This is a genomic window from Kitasatospora sp. NPDC023118 (genome assembly GCF_055560875.1).
In genome coordinates this window covers 1-18102 of record NZ_JBVHHW010000022.1, presented here as the reverse complement: position 1 = coordinate 18102, position 18102 = coordinate 1, and the positions used below count along the sequence as shown (strand labels likewise).

The window sequence follows — 18102 nt, the reverse complement described above, 5'->3', positions numbered from 1 at the left end:
CGTCAGCCCTTGCCGCCCGCCTTCAGCACCTGGGCCGCCGCCACACCGGCCGCGCTGTTGCCGTGGCCGCCGCCCTCGACCTCGGCCGCGACGGCGAGGTCGTTGCGGTAGGCGATGAACCAGCTGTTGGTGGCCTGGCCGGAGCCCGCCTCCACGGTGCCGGTCTTGGCGCCGATCTGGCCGCTCAGCCCGGACATCGGGGCGCGGGCGGTGCCCTGGGTCGCGGTCTTGGCCATCATCGCGCGCAGATCGCGGGCGACGTCGGCCGGCAGCTTTCCGGGCGCGGAGACGCGTTTGACGTCCTCCCGCAGGACGGGCTGACGAAACGTTCCGCTCTGCACGGTGGCAGCCACCGAGGCCATCAGCAGCGAGTTCACCTGGATCTGGCCCTGGCCGATGTACTCGGCGGCCGCCTCGTCCTTGTTCCCCGGCACCGGGATGGTGGCATCCCGGCTCGGGATGCCGATGTGCCACTGCAGGCCGAGGCCGAACTGATCGCGGGCCACCGCCGCCAGCGTGCCGGGCTGCAGCTTCTCCAGGCCCTTGTCGATGAAGCCGGTGTTGCAGGAGCGGGAGAAGTCGTCGGCGAGCGTGTAGGCGGGGAAGTCCCCGGGCTCGTCGTTGTGCCAGGCCCTGGGGGAGTAGGTGGTCTCCTTGCACGGCACCACGGTGTCCGGGCTCACCCCGGCCTCCAGCAGCGCGGCCGAGGTGATCACCTTCATCGTCGAGCCCGGCGCCTGCCCGCCCCCGACCGCGCGGTTGAAGCCGCCCTGCGGGGCGTAGGCCATCGCCAGGATCTGCCCGGTGCTCGGCTGGACGGCCACCAGCGAAGCCGGCTTGCCGCCTGCCGACTGCTGCTTGACCGCCTCCTCGGCGACCTGCTGGAGGTCGGCGTCCAGGGTGAGCGTGACCTGTGGCGCACTCGGTGGGGTGAGGACGAACAGCTGCTCCGGATCCTGCGGCCCGCCGCCGCCGGACAGCACCACGGCCTGCCCGGTGACCACCTTCGCGCCGTCGGCGGGGGCGATCTGGGGCAGCACGCCGCGCAGCGACGGGAAGGCGTCCAACGGCCGGCCCTTGCGGTCGGTCGGCTTCGACACCGGGTCGGGCAGCGGCCGTACGGCGATTGTCCTGCCCGCGGAGAACCTGGGGTGGACCACGCTCGGCGCCCACCGCACCAGCGTCCGCCCGTCCGCGGCCCGCATCACGCCCAGGACGTTGTCGTACTCCCAAGCCTCCGTGGCCCCGTCGAACTCCGCCCGCACCTTGAAGCCGACGGCGGGCTCGCTCGGGGTGCCGGACGAGGCGGGGCCCGTCCCGGTCAGCGCGAGTGACTTGGCCGGCACCCCGTCATGGAACGCGGTCAGCGCCGTCCGGGCGGCCTCCGGACGGTCGGTCAGGCCGGCCGCGGCCGTGAAGTCCCCCCGACCCCAGGCCGCCAGGAAGTCCTTGGCGACCGCCTCGGCCTGCTCGGTGCTCGGCGGCTGCTGCGGCGACCGGGACGCGGCCGACGCCTTGTCACCGCCGCCGTCCCCGGAGGATCCGCCCGACACGGCGTTCACCAGGTTGTACGCGCCGTACCCCCCGACCCCGACCAGCGCGGCGAACACCCCGCCGACCGCCACCAGCACGACCCTTCGCGCGGTCGAGCGGCGAGGCGGCTCGTCCTCGTGCTCCGGGTAGTCCCCGTCATCGGCGTAGTCGGTGTGGTCGGTGAAGCTGGTGTGGTCGGTGAAGCCGGTGTGCTCCTGCTCCTCGTGCATCCTGCTCTGCCCCCCTGCGGATGTCCTGGTCACGGGCCCGCCCCCGCCCCGACGCCCGGACCGTGCGGTCGGGTGAGGGGTCGTTCGGGCCCGGATCAGCTTAATGCCGCAGTCGTCTTCCATGAAGATCGGCCCTGAGAGTGAGCTCGGCCGGGGCGCCGGCGGTCGCCGGTGCCGGTGGTGACGCGGACGCGGATCGGCAGCGAAACGCTGGACCCGTTCGTCCTGTCCTGCGGCTCGTGACGGCTCCCTTTCGACCGTGTCCCCCGTTTCCGTCCGGGTGCGGGAACCTCGAACCTCGGGAGAATCGATGTGTGGGGGACAGCCCCGGCTGCGCCGCGGGTGTCTACGTGAGAGGACCATGCCATGCCCGACTTCCACCCGAAGCACGATCACCTGATCGTCAAGCCGATCGGGGGCTCGACCCCGCAGGACCCGGAGAGGTGCAAGGGCGAGGTGGTGGCGGTGGGGCCCGGCCGGCAGCTGGGGAGCGGCAAGCCGCACCCGGTGGACGTCAAGGTCGGCGAGAAGATCCTCTTCAACAGGTTCTCCGGATCGGAGATCGAGGTGGAGGGGCAGGCGTACGTCGAGCTTCCCGAGGACGAGGTCCTCGCGCTCTCCACGGAGTAGGACAGGGCGACGGGCGTACCCGGCACCCGACCTTCGATCCCGACAGCACCAGGCCCCCGAGATTATGGAGATTCGCGCCATGCCCGAGCAGTCACCCGCCCGGATCGGCGTCACCGGACTGGCCGTGATGGGTCGCAACCTGGCCAGGAACTTCGCCCGTCACGGATACCGCGTGGCTGTGCACAACCGCACCCAGGCGCGGACCACGGCGCTGCTGGAGGAGTTCGGGCATGAAGGCGAGTTCGTGGCGGCCGGGACCACGGCGGAGTTCGTCGCGGCCCTGGAGCGCCCCCGTCTGATCGTGATCATGGTCAAGGCCGGGGCGCCGACCGATGCGGTCGTCGACGAGCTGGTGCCGCTGCTCGACGAGGGCGACGTGGTGGTGGACGGCGGGAACGCGCACTTCCTCGACACCAGGAGGCGGGAGGCGGCCCTTCGGGGGCGAGGCCTGCACTTCGTGGGCAGCGGGATCTCCGGTGGTGAGCAGGGCGCGCTGGAGGGACCGAGCATCATGCCCGGCGGTACAGCGGAGGCCTACCGGGTCCTAGGGCCGTTGCTGGAGGACATCGCGGCCAAGGTCGACGGCAAGCCCTGCTGCACCCACGTCGGACCGGACGGCGCCGGTCACTTCGTCAAGATGGTCCACAACGGGATCGAGTACGCCGACATGCAGCTCATCGCCGAGGCGTACGACCTGCTGCGGCACGGAGCGGGACTGCAGCCCGACGCGATCGCCGAGGTCTTCCGGACCTGGAACGCCGGACGCCTGGAGTCCTATCTGATCGAGATCACCGCCGAGATCCTCGCCCACACCGATGCGGCGACCGGGAAGCCCTTCGTCGACGTCGTGCTGGACCAGGCCGAGCAGAAGGGCACCGGCCGCTGGACGGTCCAGAGCGCGCTGGAGCTCGGTGTGCCCGTGAGCGGGATCGCCGAGGCGGTCTTCGCCCGGGCGCTGTCCGGCAGCGTGCCGCTACGGCAGGCCGGACGGGGGCTGCCCGGCCCCACCGAGACGTGGCTCGACAGCGCGGCGGCGGACCGGTTCGCGGACGACGTCGAGCAGGCTCTGTACGCCTCCAAGATGGTGGCCTACGCCCAGGGCTTCAACCAGATCCAGGCCGGCAGCGCGGAGTACTCCTGGCAGGTCGACCCCGGCGAGATGGCCGCGATCTGGCGCGGCGGTTGCATCATCAGGGCTCGGTTCCTGGACCGGATCCGGGCCGCGTACGAGGCGGACCGGGAGCGTCCCACACTGCTGACCGACGCGCACTTCCGGGAGGCGCTCGGCTCCGCGCAGTCGGCTTGGCGACGGGTCGTCTCGGTGGCGGCCCAACTGGGGGTGCCCGCCCCCGGCTTCGCGACCGCGCTCGCCTACTACGACAGCCTGCGGGCGGAGCGTCTTCCGGCCGCACTGGTGCAGGGACAGCGGGACTTCTTCGGCGCGCACACCTACCGCCGGGTCGACCGGGACGGGATCTTCCACACCCGCTGGGAGGTCGAGGGCCGCCCGGAGGAACAGCGCTGATATACCATCAAGTGTCTTACGGGCAAAGGTCTTTCACTGATCTCACGCAGACCCGGGAAGCGGCCTCCATCGGCCGGTCGCCCCTCCTTCGAGCCGCTTCACACCGCGGGGCACAGGTCCAGGACTCGGCGTGCGGCGTGTTCACCGGTGGCGTGACGCTGGGGATGTAGCGGTTTGTGTGCATGCGTCGTCCGCGCCGTCAGCCGACCCCACCGGACGAGGTCCGGCTGCGGCCGGCCGTGGGCCGGCTCCTGGCCGGCCTGCCGAACATGCAGTCGGGCCTCGTCCACAGCCTGGCCGAGCCCGTCCGGCGGTGGCTGACCGGGCCGGGCGGTGGCGGGTGGATGCTGGATCCGGGTCAGGGAGAGATCACCGTGACACCGGCAACCGCCGGCTCCCCTGCGGCCGCCACCGTGGAGTCGATGGCGCACGACTTCACGGCCTGGGCCACGACCCGAGTGCCTTGGCGCGACCATACGACCGTGACCGGCGACCACGAGGTGGCCGGCCGCTTCCTGGACGCGCTGAACCTTGTCTGAAAGCGGGCCTCACGCGCTGGACCGGAGAGCGCGGCAACACCCGTGGGACGCTCCACGTGGCCTCTCAAGGCACTCCGCCGCACGGCCCGGACGCCGCTGGCACCGAAGACGTGGAGCAACGCGCCTGACGCGTACTCGGGCCAGACACCGGCCAGGCCGACTCGGCGACACATACAGGGCCGCTGTCAGTCTCCGGGGACGGTGAGATCGGCACGCGCCGGCATGTCCGTGGCCCTCAGGTAGTAGTCCTCGACGGCGCGCCAGCGCGTGAGCCATGCCTCGCGGTGTGGCCGCCGGTCGGGGCGGGCGTACACGCGGCGCAGGCACAGCTCGCTCGCGGTGTCGACGAAGACGGTCAGGTCGTAGAAGCCGGCCAGCTCCGGCCGGGCGGTGAGCACTCCTTCGACGATCACCACGGCCACGGGCACCACGCTGTGCGGCTCGCCGGCCCGAAGAGCGTTCGTGTCCCGGTCGAACTGCTCGTAGCGAGCCGGCCGGCCGTCGGAAAGCGGGACGAGGACCTGGTCGCGCAGCCGCTGCCACTCGAAGAGCCGGTGGTAGCCCTCTTCCGGTTCCATGGACAGGCGTTCCTGGTAGGGCATCGGATGGAGGAAGTCGTCACCGTGCACCACGACCGCGTGCCCCGGCCCGCCCAGGTACGCGGCCACCGCGGCCGCTAGCGTCGACTTCCCCGCCCCGGCCCGGCCGTCGAGGGTCACCAGCACGCGGCCGACTCCCGCGCGCTCGGCGACGGCCGCCGCGATCCGCTCGACCGGTGGTTGGGCCGGCGGCGGGTTGAACGGGCGGCCGCCCGCCCGGGGCGCGGGGAGGTGCGGTGCCGCGGCCCGCGGTGCACCGATGCCGGATGCCGGGACGATACTCATGGTTCTCCGCCTTTCGGAAGCCCGTTGCCCGGTGGGGCAGGCCCGGGACTGCGGCCGGACGCGCGCGGGGCGCGGCCGGGCACCGGAGCAGGTCTCGCCTGTTCCTTCGTCGAGTCCTTCGTCGAGTCCTTCGTCGGGCTGGTTGGTCGGTCGGTTGCGGTGCTGCTCCGGCGGCCGCGCAGCGCGGAGGCGCAGGCGGCCACCAGGGCCATCACCGCGGCCGTGCTGAAGACGATGACGAGTCCGTGGTGGAAGGGGCCGGAGATGAGTTCGGGGAAGAACCGCGTCCCGGTGATGGTCTGGGCGTTGCGGGCGGGAAGCGTGCTCAGGACACCGCTGGGCCCCAGCAGGTGGCCGATCGGGTTGTTGCCGAGGAAGGTGGCGAACAGCGTGCTCGTCGGCGGCAGCCCGGCCAGGCGGCCGGCCGCCTGGGCCGGCACTCCCTGTGCCCGCAGGCCGCTGTCGAGTGTGCGCGGAAGCGTCGTGGCCAGGCCGGTGATCATCAGTGAGAAGAACAGGCCGATCGACAGGGCGATGCCCGAGTTCTGGAACGTCGAGCGCATGCCGGAGGCCACGCCGCGCTGCTCGGGCGGCACGCTGCCCATGATCGCCGAGGTGTTCGGCGCCGAGAACATGCCCTGGCCGAGCCCGCTGAGCAGGAGCAGGCCCGCGAACGCCGGGTAGGGGAATGCCACCGGCAGGGCGAGCAGGCCGACGAAGGCGATGGCTACCAGGATCAGCCCGGTGGTGGCGAACGGCCTGGGGCCGTAGCGGTCGGAGAGGAGGCCGGAGGCCGGGCCGCCGAGGAGGAACCCGATGGTCAGCGGCAGCATGAAGATGCCGGCCCACAGCGGGGTGCGGTCGAAGGCGTAGCCGTGCAGCGGCAGCCAGATGCCCTGCAGCCAGATGATGAGCATGAACTGCATGCCGCCGCGGGCGATCGCGATGAGCAGTGCCGCGAGGTTTCCGGCGGCGAACGCGCGGATCCGGAACAGGCCGAGCCGGAACATCGGGTCGGCGACCTTGGTCTCCGCGACGCAGAACGCGAGGAGCAGCGCGGTGCCCGTTGCCAGGCCACCGAGCACGTAGGGGCTGGTCCAGCCGGTCGAGTGGCCGCCGTAGGGCTGGATTCCGTAGGTGATCGAGGCGAGGAGGGCACCGGCCCCCGCGGTGAAGGTGAGGTTGCCGAGCCAGTCGATGCGCCCCGGTTTGCGGCAGCCGATCTCGTGCAGACTGCGGTACGACCAGACGGTGCCGGCCACACCGATCGGGACGCTCACCCAGAAGACGGCACGCCAGTCGATGGTGGCCAGCAGACCGCCGACGAGCAGCCCCAGGAACTGGCCGGCGAGCGCCGTGATCTGGTTGACCCCCAGGGCCATCCCTCGTTGACGGGCGGGGAAGGCGTCGGTGAGGATCGCCGCCGAGTTCGCCATCAGCATGGCCCCGCCGACCGCCTGGACGATGCGGAAGCCGATGAGCCACAGGGCGCCCGCGCCGCCGCGCAGCGGGTCGAGTGAGAGAGCGAGCGAGGCGCACGCGAAGACCGCGAAGCCACTGTTGTACATCCGGACCCGGCCGAACATGTCGCCGAGCCGGCCGAAGGCGACCACGAGCACCGCGGTGACCAGGAGATAGCCCAGGATCATCCACAGCAGGTAGCCGATGTTGCCCGGGGCGAGCGGGTCCAGACCGATGCCGCGGAAGATCGCGGGCAGCGAGATGATCACGATCGAGGCGTCGACGGACGCGATCAGCACACCCATGGTCGTGTTCGACAGCGCGACCCACTTGTACCGTTCACCCGTGACGCGTGCGGTGGCGTTGCCGGCCCGTGCGGCGCTCATGACCACTCCCAACGTCGGTCGGGTCAGGCCGCGGTGGCGACGTCGGCCCAGTGGACGGCGCGTCCGGGCTCCGCGTGGTCGCCGTGCGCGGCGGTGAGCTGGTCGATGATCTGCAGCCCGCGGCCGTGCTCGCCGCGGGTACAGCTGGCTGCCCAGTCGCCCTGGGCGGCTGCGGGGCCTCCGTCGCAGACTTCGATGCGCACCCGTTGGGCGTCCGGGGCGCGGCTCAGTCGCAGGCGCAGTGGGGGCTCGGCGTGCTCAACGGCGTTGGTGACGAGTTCCGAGACGGTCAGCAGCACCGAGTCGGCCGCCTCGTCGGCGACCCGCCACTGTGCGAGGACCGCTCGGGTGATCTTGCGGGCGTCTGCGGCGGCTTCCGGGCGGTGCGCCAGGGGCCAGGCGCGGTCCGATGGCCGCGAGCTCCGGGCAACGGCCGGCCATGGGGGGATGTCCGGGGCGTAGGTGCAGATCACGGTCATCACCTTCTTCCGGCGCCGTGGTGGCGCCTGGGCTGTGACCAGAACCCTTAACGATCCACTTCCCATCTATATCACTCAGGTATATAGACAGTCAATATAGATGAGTGGTATAGATGGGGGTATGGATGAGACACCCGAAGAGGGCCTCCAGGAGGTGGCGGCGGCACTGAACGAACTGGCCATCGGGCTGGTCAGGCATCTTCTGTCGGACCGGCAGGGCATGAGCCTGACCACCGTCGCGGCGCTCGGCCGGCTGGACCAGGAAGGTCCGATCCGGCTGACCGCGCTGGCCGCGGCGGAAGGCATCGCCCAGCCGTCGATGACCGCGCTGGTCCAGCGGCTGGAACGCCAGGGCCTGGCATCGCGGACGGCGGATCCCGGGGACGGGCGTGTCTGCCTCGTCGCCATCACGGATGCCGGGCACGAGCTGCTGGCCGAGCGCCACCGCGCGCAGCGAGCCCGGGTGGCCGGCCTGCTGGCCGCACTGCCCGAGCAGGACGTGCGAGCGCTGAGCGAGGCCATGCACACGGCCTCGCCCATCGTCCGCCGCATGCTCCGGGAAGCCCCGTCGCCCCGCACCACCCGTGGCGGAACGGCTTACTGAACTCCCGGGGTGCCTTCTTCGGTATCTCCTCCCGCAGGCGGCGGGATCCGATCCGCTGCCCCGTCGCGCCCCGCGCGCCGGGCTCCGATCCTGGCACCTGCCCTCATATCGGACTTCCGGAAAGGGCGGAGAACCATGAGCACCATCCCGGTACCCGGCTCCGATACGCCGTCGGCGACGGCGGCGGCACCGGACTACCCCATGCCCCGGGCGGCCGGCTGCCCGTTCGACCCGCCACCGGCCCTGCGAACCCTGCAGGCCGAAGCCCCGATCAGCCGGGTGCGGCTGTGGGACGGCAGCACCCCGTGGCTGGTCACCCGCTACGAGGACGTACGGGCCCTGCTGGCCGATCCGCGGATCAGCTCGGAGAGCACCCACCCGCACTACCCCCACCAGAGCCCGGCCGCGAAGGAGCGCCGGACGCAGTCGCGGACCTTCATCACCATGGATGATCCGGAGCACGCCCGGCTGCGCCGGATGGTCACCGCAGCCTTCGCCATCAAGCGGGTGGAGGCGCTGCGGCCAGCCGTTCAGCAGATCGTGGACGATCTGCTCGATGCCCTGCTCGCCGGGCCCAACCCGGTGGACCTGGTCCAGGCGTTCGCGCTGCCGGTGCCCTCACTGGTGATCTGCGCGCTGCTCGGCGTCCCGTACGCCGACCACGACTTCTTCCAGGCCAACAGCAGGATCCTGATCAAACTGACCACGACGCCGGAGCAGGCCCGGGCGGCCACCCAGCAGCTGGTCGGCTACCTGGACCGGCTGATCGGTGACAAGCTCGCCCACCCGGCCGACGACCTGCTCTCCACGCTGGCCGAGCGGGTAAGGGACGGCGAGATCTCCCGGCGCGAAGCGGCGAACATGGGGGTGCTGCTGCTGATCGCCGGGCACGAGACCACGGCGAACATGATCGCACTGGGCACCCTGGCCCTGCTGCGACACCCTGATCAGCTGACCCGGCTGCGCGAGAGCGACGATCCCGGGCTGATCGCCTCGGCGGTCGAGGAACTCCTGCGCTACCTGACCATCGTGCACAGCGGACGGCGTCGCGTGGCCCTGGCGGACATCGAAATCGGCGGGGTCACCATCCACGTCGGCGACGGCGTCGTCCTCGCCAACGACATCGGCAACCGCGATCCCGCCGCCTTCCCCGATGCCGACCGACTGGACGTCGACCGCAACCCCCGCCACCACGTGGCCTTCGGCTTCGGCGTCCACCAGTGCCTGGGCCAGCCGCTGGCCCGGGTCGAACTGCAGGTCGTCTACAGCACCCTCTACCGCCGCATCCCCACCCTGCGGCTGGCGGTGGGCCTCGACCAGATCCCGTTCAAGCACGACGGGACCGTCTACGGCGTCTACGAGCTGCCCGTCACTTGGTGACCGCGGCCACATGCCGAGCAGGGGCCAAGTGCCGCGTAGATAAGGAGAATTCCGATGAAGGTCATCGTCGACCAGCACAAGTGCGTCGCCTCCGGCCAGTGCGTCCTGACCGCACCCGAGGTGTTCGACCAGCGCGAGGAGGACGGCATCGTCGTCCTGCTCACCGAGACCCCGCCCGGCCACCTGATGGACGACGTCCGGCAGGCCGCCACCCTCTGCCCGGCCCAGGCGATCTGGCTGGCGGAACAGGAGAAGCAGGAGGGCGAACAATGAAGCGGATCGTCATCGTCGGGGCCTCGGCCGCGGGCCTGAGCGCGGCCGAGACCCTCCGCCGTCGAGGCTGGGACGGCCACCTCACCCTGATCGGCGACGAGCCCTGTCCGCCCTACGACCGGCCACCGCTGTCCAAGCAGATCCTGACGGGCGGTTGGCCCGCCGAGCGAGCCGTCCTGCGCTCCCCGCACGATCTCGCGCGCCTGGAGGCCGAGCTGCTCCTCGGACAGCCCGCCACCGCCCTCGACGTCGCGCACCGCCGGGTGCACCTGGGCGCCGGCGAGACCATCCGCTTCGACGGTCTGATCATCGCCACCGGGGTGACCCCCCGGCGCCTGCCCGACAGCGACCTGGCCGGAGTGCACGTCCTGCGCACGCTCGACGACGCCCTCGCCCTGCGAGCCGCGCTGCTCGCCGCGCCCCGGGTGGTCGTGGTGGGCGCAGGCTTCCTCGGCACCGAGGTCGCCGCGGCAGCCCGGACCATGGGCCTGGAGGTGACCCTGGTCGAGCCGGAGCCCGTCCCGGTGCGCCGCCCGTTCGGCGAGCGCGTCGGCGCCATCGTCGCCGACCTGCACCGCGCCCACGGCACCCGCCTGCGCTGCGGGACCCCGGTACGCCGACTGCGCGGCACCGGCGGCCGAGTGACCGGGGTGCAACTCGGCGACGGCACCACGCTGCCGGCCGACCTCGTCGTCCTGGCCCTCGGCGCCACTCCCGCCACCGGCTGGCTGACCGGCTCGGGCCTGCGCCTTGCGGACGGGGTGGAGTGCGACGCACGGTGCCAGGCCGCACCCGGCATCTACGCCGCCGGCGACGTCGCCTCCTGGCACAACCCCCACTTCGGCACCCGCATGCGACTGGAACACCGGATGAACGCCACCGAACAGGCCATCGCCGCGGCCGGCAACCTGCTCGGCGACGCCACCCCGTTCGCCCCCGTGCCCTACTTCTGGACCGACCAGTACGACACCAGGATCCAGGCGTACGGCATCTTCCCACCCGACGCGGACCTGCGCGTCATCTCCGGAGACCCGTCCACCGGCCGCTTCACCGCCGCCTACGGCCACCAGGGAGTGGTGGTCGGCGTGCTCGGCTGGAACGCCCCCCGCGAACTGCGCATGCTGCGCCGACTGGTCGTCGAGCGCGCTCTCTGGACCGCCGTCACGGACGCCGGGTCGTGTCCTCCACCGACTGTCGATCGTTGGCGGGAGAGCACACGACCTCGAACGCTTGGGGTGTACTCATGACATCTGCTTCCGCTCATCAGGAACCGATTCGCGTCGGTGTCGTAGGTCTGAGCACGCGCGGCGGGTGGGCGGCCACCGCCCATGTGCCGGCACTGGCCGGGCTCGACGGATACGAGCTGCGGGCCCTCAGCGCCAGCAGCGCCGAAGCGGCGCGCGCGGCCGGCGAGAAGTACGCGGTACCGCTGACCTTCGGCAGCGCGCGGGAGCTTGCACGCAACGAGGAAGTCGACCTCGTGGTCGTGACGGTAAAAGTTCCGCACCACCTGGAACTCATCCGGCCCGCACTCGAAGCGGGGAAGACGGTGTTCAGTGAGTGGCCGCTCGGCGTCGACCTCGCGCAGGCCGAGGAACTGGCCGACCTCGCGCACCGCAGGGGGCTGCTGACGGCCGTCGGCCTGCAGGCCCGGTCGGCTCCGCCGCTTCGGTACCTGCGCGACCTGGTCGCCGAGGGCTATGCGGGCCGGGTGCTGTCGACCAGCATGCTCGGCTGGGGCGGGCCCTGGGGCGCCACGTACGACGACGACCATGCGTACGTGCTGGACGTCACGAGCGGCGCCACCTTGCTGTCGATCCCCTTCGGACACTCGGTCGACGCGTTGACCATGGTGCTCGGCGAGTTCCGCGAGGTATCGGCGCAGATCGCGAACCTGCGTCCCGAGGTCACCCACGTGACCAGCGGAGCGGTTGCGGCCAAGAGCACCGAGGACCAGATCGCCGTGACCGGTCTGCTCGAATCGGGGGCCGTGGCCGCGATGCACTTCCGCGGCGGTACATCCCGCGCCACCGGCTTCCACTGGGAGATCAACGGCACCGGTGGCGACCTCGTCGTGAAGGCCGACCACGACCTGTGGTGGATGGGGCGGCTGCGGCTGTACGGCGCCCGAGGCGACGACGGCGGCTTGGTCGAACTTCCGGTCCCCGCCCGCTACCAGCGGTCGCTGACACACTGGACCGAGCGAGCCGCCGAGCCCGCCCACAACGTCGCCCACGAGTACGCGCTGCTGCGCGACCAGATCACCGGGAGCCTCGCGCCGGGCGAGGACGGTGTTCCCGACTTCCGGCACGCCGTCCGGCGCCACCGCATGCTGGAACAGATCCGCGAGGCGGCACGGACCGGCCGGAGGACCACGCTCGCCCCCTGGGGCCCGTGAGCCCCTCACCGTGGGTACCTCCGGCACCCTGCCCGGATCGCGCCGGTTCGCTGTGAGGTGAGCCCGTCTGGCGGCCCTCCCGGCGGGCGGGGAGAATGGTGATCGCAAGGCTTGCCGCCGCGAGACGCGGAGTTGGTAACTGGTGTGAAGAGCTCCCCTCGCCCCGCCGAGTCCGCCACGCCGCTCGCACCCGGGCCCGGTGCCGGTGAGAAGGGGCTCAGGTCGGGCGCCCTGGGGCTGTTCTCGTCGGTCGCGATCGGGATCTCCTCGACCGCGCCGGCGTACAGCCTGGCGGCGACGCTCGGCCTGATCGTGGCCCGGGTGGGGCTGCAGGCCCCGATCATCACCATGCTGGCGTTCGTGCCGATGCTGCTGATCGCGTACGCCTACCGGGAACTGAACGCCGTCAACGCCGACTGCGGGACGACCTTCGCCTGGGCCACCCGGGCATTCGGCCCACACGCCGGCTGGATGGGCGGCTGGGGCCTGATCGTCGCCGACGTGATCACCATGGCGAACCTGGCCGAGATCGCCGGCATCTACGGCTTCCGGCTGGTCGGACTGGACTCGCTGGCGGCCAGCCGGGTGTGGACCACCGTGGCCGGGGTGGTCTGGATCGCCCTGATGACGGCGGTCTGCTACGTGGGCATCGAGGTGTCGGCGGCCCTGCAGCGCTGGCTGGTCTGCCTGGAGGTCGCGACCCTGCTGCTCCTCGCCGTCACCGCCCTGGTCAGGGTCTACACCGGCGGTCCGTCGACCGCGACGCACGTCTCCGCGTCCTGGTTCAATCCGCTGAACGTCCCCTCCCCCCAGGCGCTGACCACCGGGGTGCTCGCCGCCGTGTTCATCTACTGGGGGTGGGACACCGCGCTCACCGTCAACGAGGAGACCGCGGACAGCCGGCACACCCCCGGGCGGGCCGCCGTGCTGTCCACCGTCCTGCTGCTGGTCATCTACGGTCTGGTCGCCACCTCGGCCCAGGCCTTCGCCGGGGTCGGCACCACGGGCATCGGGCTGGCCAACCCGGACAACTCCAGAGACGTGCTCTCCGGCCTCGGCGGGGCGGTGTTCGGCACCAGCGGGCTCGGCTCCGCGCTCACCGAACTGCTGATCCTGATGGTGCTGACCTCGGCGGTCGCCTCCACCCAGACCACCATCCTGCCGACCGCCCGCACCGTCTTCTCGATGGCCGCGCACAAGACCCTGCCGTCCGGCTTCGCCCGGCTGAACCGCCGGTTCCTGACCCCGATCTGGTCGACCGTCGGCATGGGGCTGGTGTCGATCGTCTTCCTGGTGCTGCTCACCTCGGTCAGCCACGACGTGCTGGCCGACTCCATCGACTCGGTGGGCCTGGCAATCGCCTTCTACTACGGTCTGACCGGCTTCGCCTGCGTCTGGTACCACCGCCGGGTGCTCACCCGCAGCCCCCGGGACCTGCTGTTCAAGGGCGTGCTGCCCGGGATCGGCGGGCTGATCATGCTGTTCCTGTTCTGCTACGCCGCCTTCCACGTCTACGCCGCCGCCGACTACGGCGCGACCTCCGTCCGGCTGCCGCTGCTCGGCCGGGTCAGCGGGGTGACCGTCCTGGGGCTGGGCGCGCTGCTGATCGGCCTGGCGCTGATGCCGGTGGTCACCCGGGAGCACACCGCGGCCCTGCGGCTGCAACGCAGCCTGCTGCCGCAACGGCTGCCGGCGCTGAGCGCCGTCGAGTCGGCCAGCCGCTACCAGCCGGCCGACGCCCGCACCGGGGTGGGCGGGGACTGGTACGACATCATCCCGCTGTCCGGCTGCCGGGTCGGCCTGGTGGTCGGCGAGGTGCTCGGCCACGGCCTGCGGGCCGCCGCCGCGATGGGCCGGCTGCGGGCCGGCATCCGGGTGCTGGCCCGGCTGGACCTGGATCCGGACGAGCTGCTCACCCACCTGGACGACGTGGTGCGCGAGGAAGACGACTCGGGCAGTCCGCGCGGCCGCGGCGTGACCTGCCTGTACGCGGTGTACGACCCGGTCGACGGCCGGTGCAGCCTCGCCCGGGCAGGCCACGCGCCGCCCGTCGTGGCCGACCCGGAGGGCGGCGTCCGCTACGTGGAGCTGCCGGCCGGGCGGCCGCTGGGACTGGGCGGCCCGCCGTTCCAGCGCGCCGAGCTGGACCTGCCGGCCGGCAGCCTGATCGCCCTGTACACGGACGGCCTGGTGCAGGCCGTCGACGGCCGGCGCGGGCTCACCGACACGCTGGCCGGGCTCCGCCGGCCGCTGGAGAACCTGTGCGACGAGGCGCTGGCGACCCTGCTGCCCGGGCCGGTGGACGACGACGCCGTCCTGCTGCTGGTCCGCACCCGCCGGCTCGGTGCCGGGCAGGTCGTCGACTGGGAGCTGGCGCCCGACCCGGCGACGGTCGCCCGGGTGCGTCGCCTGGTCACCGGGCGGCTGGACGAATGGGACCTGGCGGAGCTCGTGTTCACCACCGAACTGATCGTGAGCGAGCTGGTCACCAACGCGATCCGGTACGCCGCCGGGCCGATCCGGGTCCGGCTGATCCGGGACCGCAGCCTGATCTGCGAGGTCTCCGACACCGGGCACACCTCGCCGCATCTGCGCCAGGCCGCCCGGGACGACGAGGGCGGGCGCGGCCTGTACATCATCGCCCAGCTCACCGAGAGCTGGGGCACCCGCTACACCGAGGAGGGCAAGACCATCTGGACCGAGCAGGCCCTGCCCCCCGAGGGCTGATGACCGAGACCGGTGCCCCTGCCGACCGGCGCCCCCGCCGACCGGTGTCCCCGTCCGCAAGGCGGGGCCGGAGGTGTCGATGTGGCGCTGCCGGTCGATCCAGGAGGGGAGGGGCGTTTAACTGTGGAGTGGGGAAACGACGCGGCTGTGGGGACGAGCGGGACAGAAGGGCAGTCCGGTGGCTGATGTCTCGAACACGAGGGCGTGGCGTTCGCCGCGATTCCTGCCCAGGTGGTCGCACCGGGTCACGATCGGTGGCTATGTGCTGGTCGCGGCCGCGGTGGCGCTGGATTTCGCCAGCGGGCCCGGTATCACGTTCGCCCCGATGCTCGCCGCCCTTCCCGTACTGGCCGGTGTGGGCGCCCGCCGGGCCGCCGTCCCGCTGACGACCGGGGTGGTCGCCGGCGCGCTCGTCGTCGGCATGGCGGCCTACGACGCCGCCGTGCCCGCGGTCGTGATGGCGACCGCGGCGGCCACAGTGGTCGTGGTCACCTTCTTCAGCTGCATCAACGTCGTGGTGGTGACGGCCCAGGAACGGGAGCTGGCCAGGGTCCACACGGTCGCCGAGGCCGCGCAGCGTGCCCTGCTGCGCCTGGTGCCCCGGCGGATGGGGCCGCTGGTGGTCGCGGTGCGCTATGTGGCGGCGGAGGCCGAGGCACGGATCGGCGGGGATCTGTACGAGGTGATGGCGACCCCGTACGGGGTGCGGTTGTTCCTCGGCGACGTGTGTGGCAAGGGCCTGGCCGCAGTGGAGACGGCGGCCGACGTGCTGGGGGTGTTCCGTGAGGCCGCGCGGGCCGAGCCGGATCTGGCGGAGGTGGCCAGACGGCTGGACTCGGCGCTCGTTCGTCGTCCGGCGAGCGAGGAGTTCGTCACGGCGGTTCTGGTCAGCATCCCCGACACACCGGGACCGGCGGTCGTGGTCAACTGCGGGCACCCGCCGCCGCTGCTCTGCCATGACGGTCAGGTCAGCACGGTGGAGCCGGCCGTCGAGGCACCCCCGCTGGCGCTGCTCGGCCTGGTCGGCGGGGACTACCACGCCGGGTCGCTCGCCTTCGACCGCGGCGACCTGCTGCTGCTCTACACGGATGGCGTGTCCGAGGCCCGGGACGCGGCGAGCCGGTTCTACCCGCTCGCCCAGCGCCTGGCCGCCCTGCCACACGGGGAGCCGGACGCCCTGCTGGACGAGCTGCTCCTGGACGTGCGGGCGTACGTCGGCTCCGGGTTGACGGACGACGCGGCCCTGCTCGCCGTCCGCAGGGAGCGGTGACCGGTTCAAGCCGTCCCCGGAGGCGATCGCCGAGGGTCACCAGCCTGTTCGTGCCCGGCAGCAGCAGGCGCTGAGACCCGGAGCGTCCCGTCACGCCGGCCGTTGGTGCCGGTACTCCTCCAGTGCTGGCGACGTCCTCATCGCGCGGAAGTTCGTGATGGTGTACTCGGCCAGCCCCGCCACCGAGTACGGGTCGCTCTTGGCGATGTCCTCGATCTGCGCCCGGTCGGCACCGACCGCGACGATGACCGCGCCATCGCGGGGCTCCTTGGGGCCCGATGCGATGAAGACGCCGGATTCGTAGTTCGAGTCAAGCCAGGCAACGTGCTCGGGGTGGGCCGCTTCGATGCGGTCAAGCGGCGCGGTGTAGGTCAGCTCAAGAATGAACATGATCGACATCATAGCGATGGGTGACCGTCCGATCGCGCAGAGGCAGCGGCGCGGATCACCCGCTCCCGGACTCGTGTCGCGGTCGAGGCCGCCGTCGACAAAGAGCCGACGGTCCATTCAGGCCTCCCGAGCAGCTCCTTCGAGTGGCGATCGGCCGCCACCGGCCGGAAATGGCCGGGCGGGCCCGTCGGCGCTCACACAATGGCGCGCCCGATGCTGGTGGCCAACGGACGGACGGCAGAGATGGTCTCGAACACCCGCGCACACGCACCGCTGGACGGCATGACCATGGTGCTGCGCAAGCTCCCGCAGGTGACGGTGCTGTTCTGGATGCTCAAAACGGTCGCCGTGACTCTCGGAGAGTCCGCCGGAGACCTGCTCGGTATCAGCTTCCAGCTCGGCTACGTCACCACCGCGTTCCTCTTTCTCGCGTTCTTCCTGGTCGTCGTCGTGGCCCAGGTGCGGGCGAGGCGGTTCCACCCGGCGCTGTACTGGTCGGTGGTGCTGGGCACGAGCATGGTCGGGACCGAGGTGTCCGACTTCCTCAACCGTGGATTCGGCCACGGCAGCGCCCCTGACGGCATCGGCTACGCCTCCGGCGCCATGATCCTCGCCGCCCTGCTGGCGCTGGTCTTCCTCGTCTGGTGGCGCACCGGGCAGACGTACGACGTGGAGAACATCTCCAGCCGCACCGGCGAGATCCTGTACTGGATCGCGATCCTGGTCTCCAACACCCTGGGCACCTCGAGCGGCGACTGGCTCTCGGACGACACCGGCCTGGGCTTTCGTAACGCCTTCCTGGCCATCGTGGGCATCATGGCGCTGATCGTGGCCGCGTACTACCTGACGTCGATCAATCGGATGGTGCTGTTCTGGCTGGCGTTCATCCTCACTCGCCCCCTTGGCGCGGCCGGCGGCGACGCGCTGACCAAGCCTGCGGCCGAGGGCGGCCTGGGCTGGGGCACGGCGGGCGGCACCGCGGCGCTGAGCGCCCTGCTCCTGGCCCTGATCGCCTACCAGACCCGGCACATCCGCCGACACCCCCTGGCCCCGCTGCCGTTCCCCGTGGACCGGCGCACCGGACAGCCTCAGCGCCCCAACGGAGCCCTGGTCCAACCGGTGACGCCGTTGGCGGACGGCGAACCGATCGACATGTAGCGAATGTGATGGCCCCGGGGGTGCATGTGGGCCCGGGTCGCGTCGTCCGAGGTGGCCGGGGAAATGGCAAGAGGGCCTGTGTCCGCGCATTCGCGCGGGCACAGGCCCTCGTGGGTCACCCCGGTGGCCCCTGTCCGACCCCCGAGGCGTGGGGGGACCGAACGGTCGGCTTAGTACCAGTGGTGGGTCTGCCAGAAGGCCCAGGCGGCGTTCGGGCTGCCGTAGCGGGAGTTCA

16 protein-coding genes are annotated in these 18102 nt (G+C 71.7%); 11 read left to right on the top strand and 5 right to left on the bottom strand.

The window, feature by feature from the left end; genetic code table 11:
* Positions 1–2: 2 nt before the first annotated feature.
* Positions 3–1763 (bottom strand): penicillin-binding transpeptidase domain-containing protein, encoded by a 1761-nt coding sequence (locus ACZ3UD_RS26200; RefSeq protein WP_465592435.1) that lies wholly within the window; start codon positions 1761–1763, stop codon positions 3–5.
* A 366-nt stretch (positions 1764–2129) separates the two neighbouring features.
* On the opposite strand from ACZ3UD_RS26200, the gene ACZ3UD_RS26195 reads away from it, so the two are divergent.
* From ACZ3UD_RS26195 to ACZ3UD_RS26185, 3 genes are all read left to right on the top strand, one after another.
* Positions 2130–2393 (top strand): co-chaperone GroES, encoded by a 264-nt coding sequence (locus ACZ3UD_RS26195; RefSeq protein ID WP_465592432.1) that lies wholly within the window; start codon positions 2130–2132, stop codon positions 2391–2393.
* Between the two features lie 79 nt (positions 2394–2472).
* Positions 2473–3918, top strand: coding sequence for an NADP-dependent phosphogluconate dehydrogenase (gene gndA / locus ACZ3UD_RS26190; protein WP_465592429.1), 1446 nt, complete (start codon positions 2473–2475; stop codon positions 3916–3918).
* A gap of 182 nt (positions 3919–4100) precedes the next feature.
* The gene (locus tag ACZ3UD_RS26185; protein ID WP_465592426.1) at positions 4101–4457 is read left to right on the top strand and encodes a hypothetical protein; all 357 of its coding nucleotides are present in this window, start codon (positions 4101–4103) and stop codon (positions 4455–4457) included.
* Positions 4458–4642: 185 nt separating this feature from the next.
* Here the strand turns inward: ACZ3UD_RS26185 and ACZ3UD_RS26180 are convergent, their stop codons facing one another.
* Genes ACZ3UD_RS26180 through ACZ3UD_RS26170 form a run of 3 tightly spaced genes read right to left on the bottom strand, consistent with a single transcriptional unit; the run spans position 4643 to position 7667 of the window.
* A complete protein-coding gene (locus ACZ3UD_RS26180; protein WP_465592423.1) occupies positions 4643–5341 on the bottom strand; it encodes a uridine kinase family protein in 699 nt (232 codons plus the stop codon).
* Positions 5338–7188: an MFS transporter gene (locus ACZ3UD_RS26175; protein ID WP_465592420.1), complete on the bottom strand. Its 1851-nt coding sequence runs from the start codon at positions 7186–7188 to the stop codon at positions 5338–5340. The genes ACZ3UD_RS26180 and ACZ3UD_RS26175 overlap by 4 nt, the downstream gene beginning before the upstream one ends.
* A 23-nt stretch (positions 7189–7211) precedes the next feature.
* Positions 7212–7667 (bottom strand): ATP-binding protein, encoded by a 456-nt coding sequence (locus tag ACZ3UD_RS26170; RefSeq protein WP_465592417.1) that lies wholly within the window; start codon positions 7665–7667, stop codon positions 7212–7214.
* Between the two features lie 121 nt (positions 7668–7788).
* On the opposite strand from ACZ3UD_RS26170, the gene ACZ3UD_RS26165 reads away from it, so the two are divergent.
* The 7 genes from ACZ3UD_RS26165 to ACZ3UD_RS26135 all read left to right on the top strand — a co-directional run bounded on the left by ACZ3UD_RS26165 (position 7789) and on the right by ACZ3UD_RS26135 (position 16319).
* Positions 7789–8271: a MarR family winged helix-turn-helix transcriptional regulator gene (locus ACZ3UD_RS26165; RefSeq protein WP_465592414.1), complete on the top strand. Its 483-nt coding sequence runs from the start codon at positions 7789–7791 to the stop codon at positions 8269–8271.
* Positions 8272–8406: 135 nt separating this feature from the next.
* Positions 8407–9651: a cytochrome P450 gene (locus tag ACZ3UD_RS26160; protein ID WP_465592411.1), complete on the top strand. Its 1245-nt coding sequence runs from the start codon at positions 8407–8409 to the stop codon at positions 9649–9651.
* A 54-nt stretch (positions 9652–9705) separates the two neighbouring features.
* Positions 9706–9924: a ferredoxin gene (locus ACZ3UD_RS26155; protein ID WP_465592408.1), complete on the top strand. Its 219-nt coding sequence runs from the start codon at positions 9706–9708 to the stop codon at positions 9922–9924.
* Positions 9921–11171, top strand: coding sequence for an NAD(P)/FAD-dependent oxidoreductase (locus ACZ3UD_RS26150; protein WP_465592404.1), 1251 nt, complete (start codon positions 9921–9923; stop codon positions 11169–11171). Before ACZ3UD_RS26155 ends, ACZ3UD_RS26150 begins: the two co-directional genes overlap by 4 nt.
* Entirely contained in the window at positions 11168–12322 is a 1155-nt protein-coding gene (locus ACZ3UD_RS26145) for a Gfo/Idh/MocA family protein (RefSeq protein WP_465592401.1), read from the top strand. The genes ACZ3UD_RS26150 and ACZ3UD_RS26145 overlap by 4 nt, the downstream gene beginning before the upstream one ends.
* Positions 12323–12466: 144 nt before the next feature.
* Positions 12467–15049 carry a SpoIIE family protein phosphatase gene (locus ACZ3UD_RS26140; protein WP_465592398.1) on the top strand — a complete coding sequence of 861 codons (2583 nt, stop codon included), beginning with the start codon at positions 12467–12469 and terminating at the stop codon, positions 15047–15049.
* A 262-nt stretch (positions 15050–15311) separates the two neighbouring features.
* A complete protein-coding gene (locus ACZ3UD_RS26135) occupies positions 15312–16319 on the top strand; it encodes a PP2C family protein-serine/threonine phosphatase (protein ID WP_465592395.1) in 1008 nt (335 codons plus the stop codon).
* Between the two features lie 90 nt (positions 16320–16409).
* On the opposite strand, the gene ACZ3UD_RS26130 is transcribed toward ACZ3UD_RS26135, so the two are convergent.
* Positions 16410–16709 (bottom strand): YciI family protein, encoded by a 300-nt coding sequence (locus tag ACZ3UD_RS26130; protein ID WP_465592392.1) that lies wholly within the window; start codon positions 16707–16709, stop codon positions 16410–16412.
* Between the two features lie 213 nt (positions 16710–16922).
* On the opposite strand from ACZ3UD_RS26130, the gene ACZ3UD_RS26125 reads away from it, so the two are divergent.
* Positions 16923–17867 carry a COG4705 family protein gene (locus ACZ3UD_RS26125; RefSeq protein WP_465592389.1) on the top strand — a complete coding sequence of 315 codons (945 nt, stop codon included), beginning with the start codon at positions 16923–16925 and terminating at the stop codon, positions 17865–17867.
* The last annotated feature ends 235 nt before the right edge of the window (positions 17868–18102 follow it).

What these genes read in the sequence shown, in the direction of transcription:
- ACZ3UD_RS26200 (WP_465592435.1), bottom strand. Translation starts at nt 1,763, where the DNA reads ATGCACGAGGAGCAGGAGCACACCGGCTTCACCGACCACACCAGCTTC.
- ACZ3UD_RS26195 (WP_465592432.1), top strand. Translation starts at nt 2,130, where the DNA reads ATGCCCGACTTCCACCCGAAGCACGATCACCTGATCGTCAAGCCGATC.
- gndA (WP_465592429.1), top strand. Translation starts at nt 2,473, where the DNA reads ATGCCCGAGCAGTCACCCGCCCGGATCGGCGTCACCGGACTGGCCGTG.
- ACZ3UD_RS26185 (WP_465592426.1), top strand. Translation starts at nt 4,101, where the DNA reads ATGCGTCGTCCGCGCCGTCAGCCGACCCCACCGGACGAGGTCCGGCTG.
- ACZ3UD_RS26180 (WP_465592423.1), bottom strand. Translation starts at nt 5,341, where the DNA reads ATGAGTATCGTCCCGGCATCCGGCATCGGTGCACCGCGGGCCGCGGCA.
- ACZ3UD_RS26175 (WP_465592420.1), bottom strand. Translation starts at nt 7,188, where the DNA reads ATGAGCGCCGCACGGGCCGGCAACGCCACCGCACGCGTCACGGGTGAA.
- ACZ3UD_RS26170 (WP_465592417.1), bottom strand. Translation starts at nt 7,667, where the DNA reads ATGACCGTGATCTGCACCTACGCCCCGGACATCCCCCCATGGCCGGCC.
- ACZ3UD_RS26165 (WP_465592414.1), top strand. Translation starts at nt 7,789, where the DNA reads ATGGATGAGACACCCGAAGAGGGCCTCCAGGAGGTGGCGGCGGCACTG.
- ACZ3UD_RS26160 (WP_465592411.1), top strand. Translation starts at nt 8,407, where the DNA reads ATGAGCACCATCCCGGTACCCGGCTCCGATACGCCGTCGGCGACGGCG.
- ACZ3UD_RS26155 (WP_465592408.1), top strand. Translation starts at nt 9,706, where the DNA reads ATGAAGGTCATCGTCGACCAGCACAAGTGCGTCGCCTCCGGCCAGTGC.
- ACZ3UD_RS26150 (WP_465592404.1), top strand. Translation starts at nt 9,921, where the DNA reads ATGAAGCGGATCGTCATCGTCGGGGCCTCGGCCGCGGGCCTGAGCGCG.
- ACZ3UD_RS26145 (WP_465592401.1), top strand. Translation starts at nt 11,168, where the DNA reads ATGACATCTGCTTCCGCTCATCAGGAACCGATTCGCGTCGGTGTCGTA.
- ACZ3UD_RS26130 (WP_465592392.1), bottom strand. Translation starts at nt 16,709, where the DNA reads ATGTTCATTCTTGAGCTGACCTACACCGCGCCGCTTGACCGCATCGAA.
- ACZ3UD_RS26125 (WP_465592389.1), top strand. Translation starts at nt 16,923, where the DNA reads ATGCTGGTGGCCAACGGACGGACGGCAGAGATGGTCTCGAACACCCGC.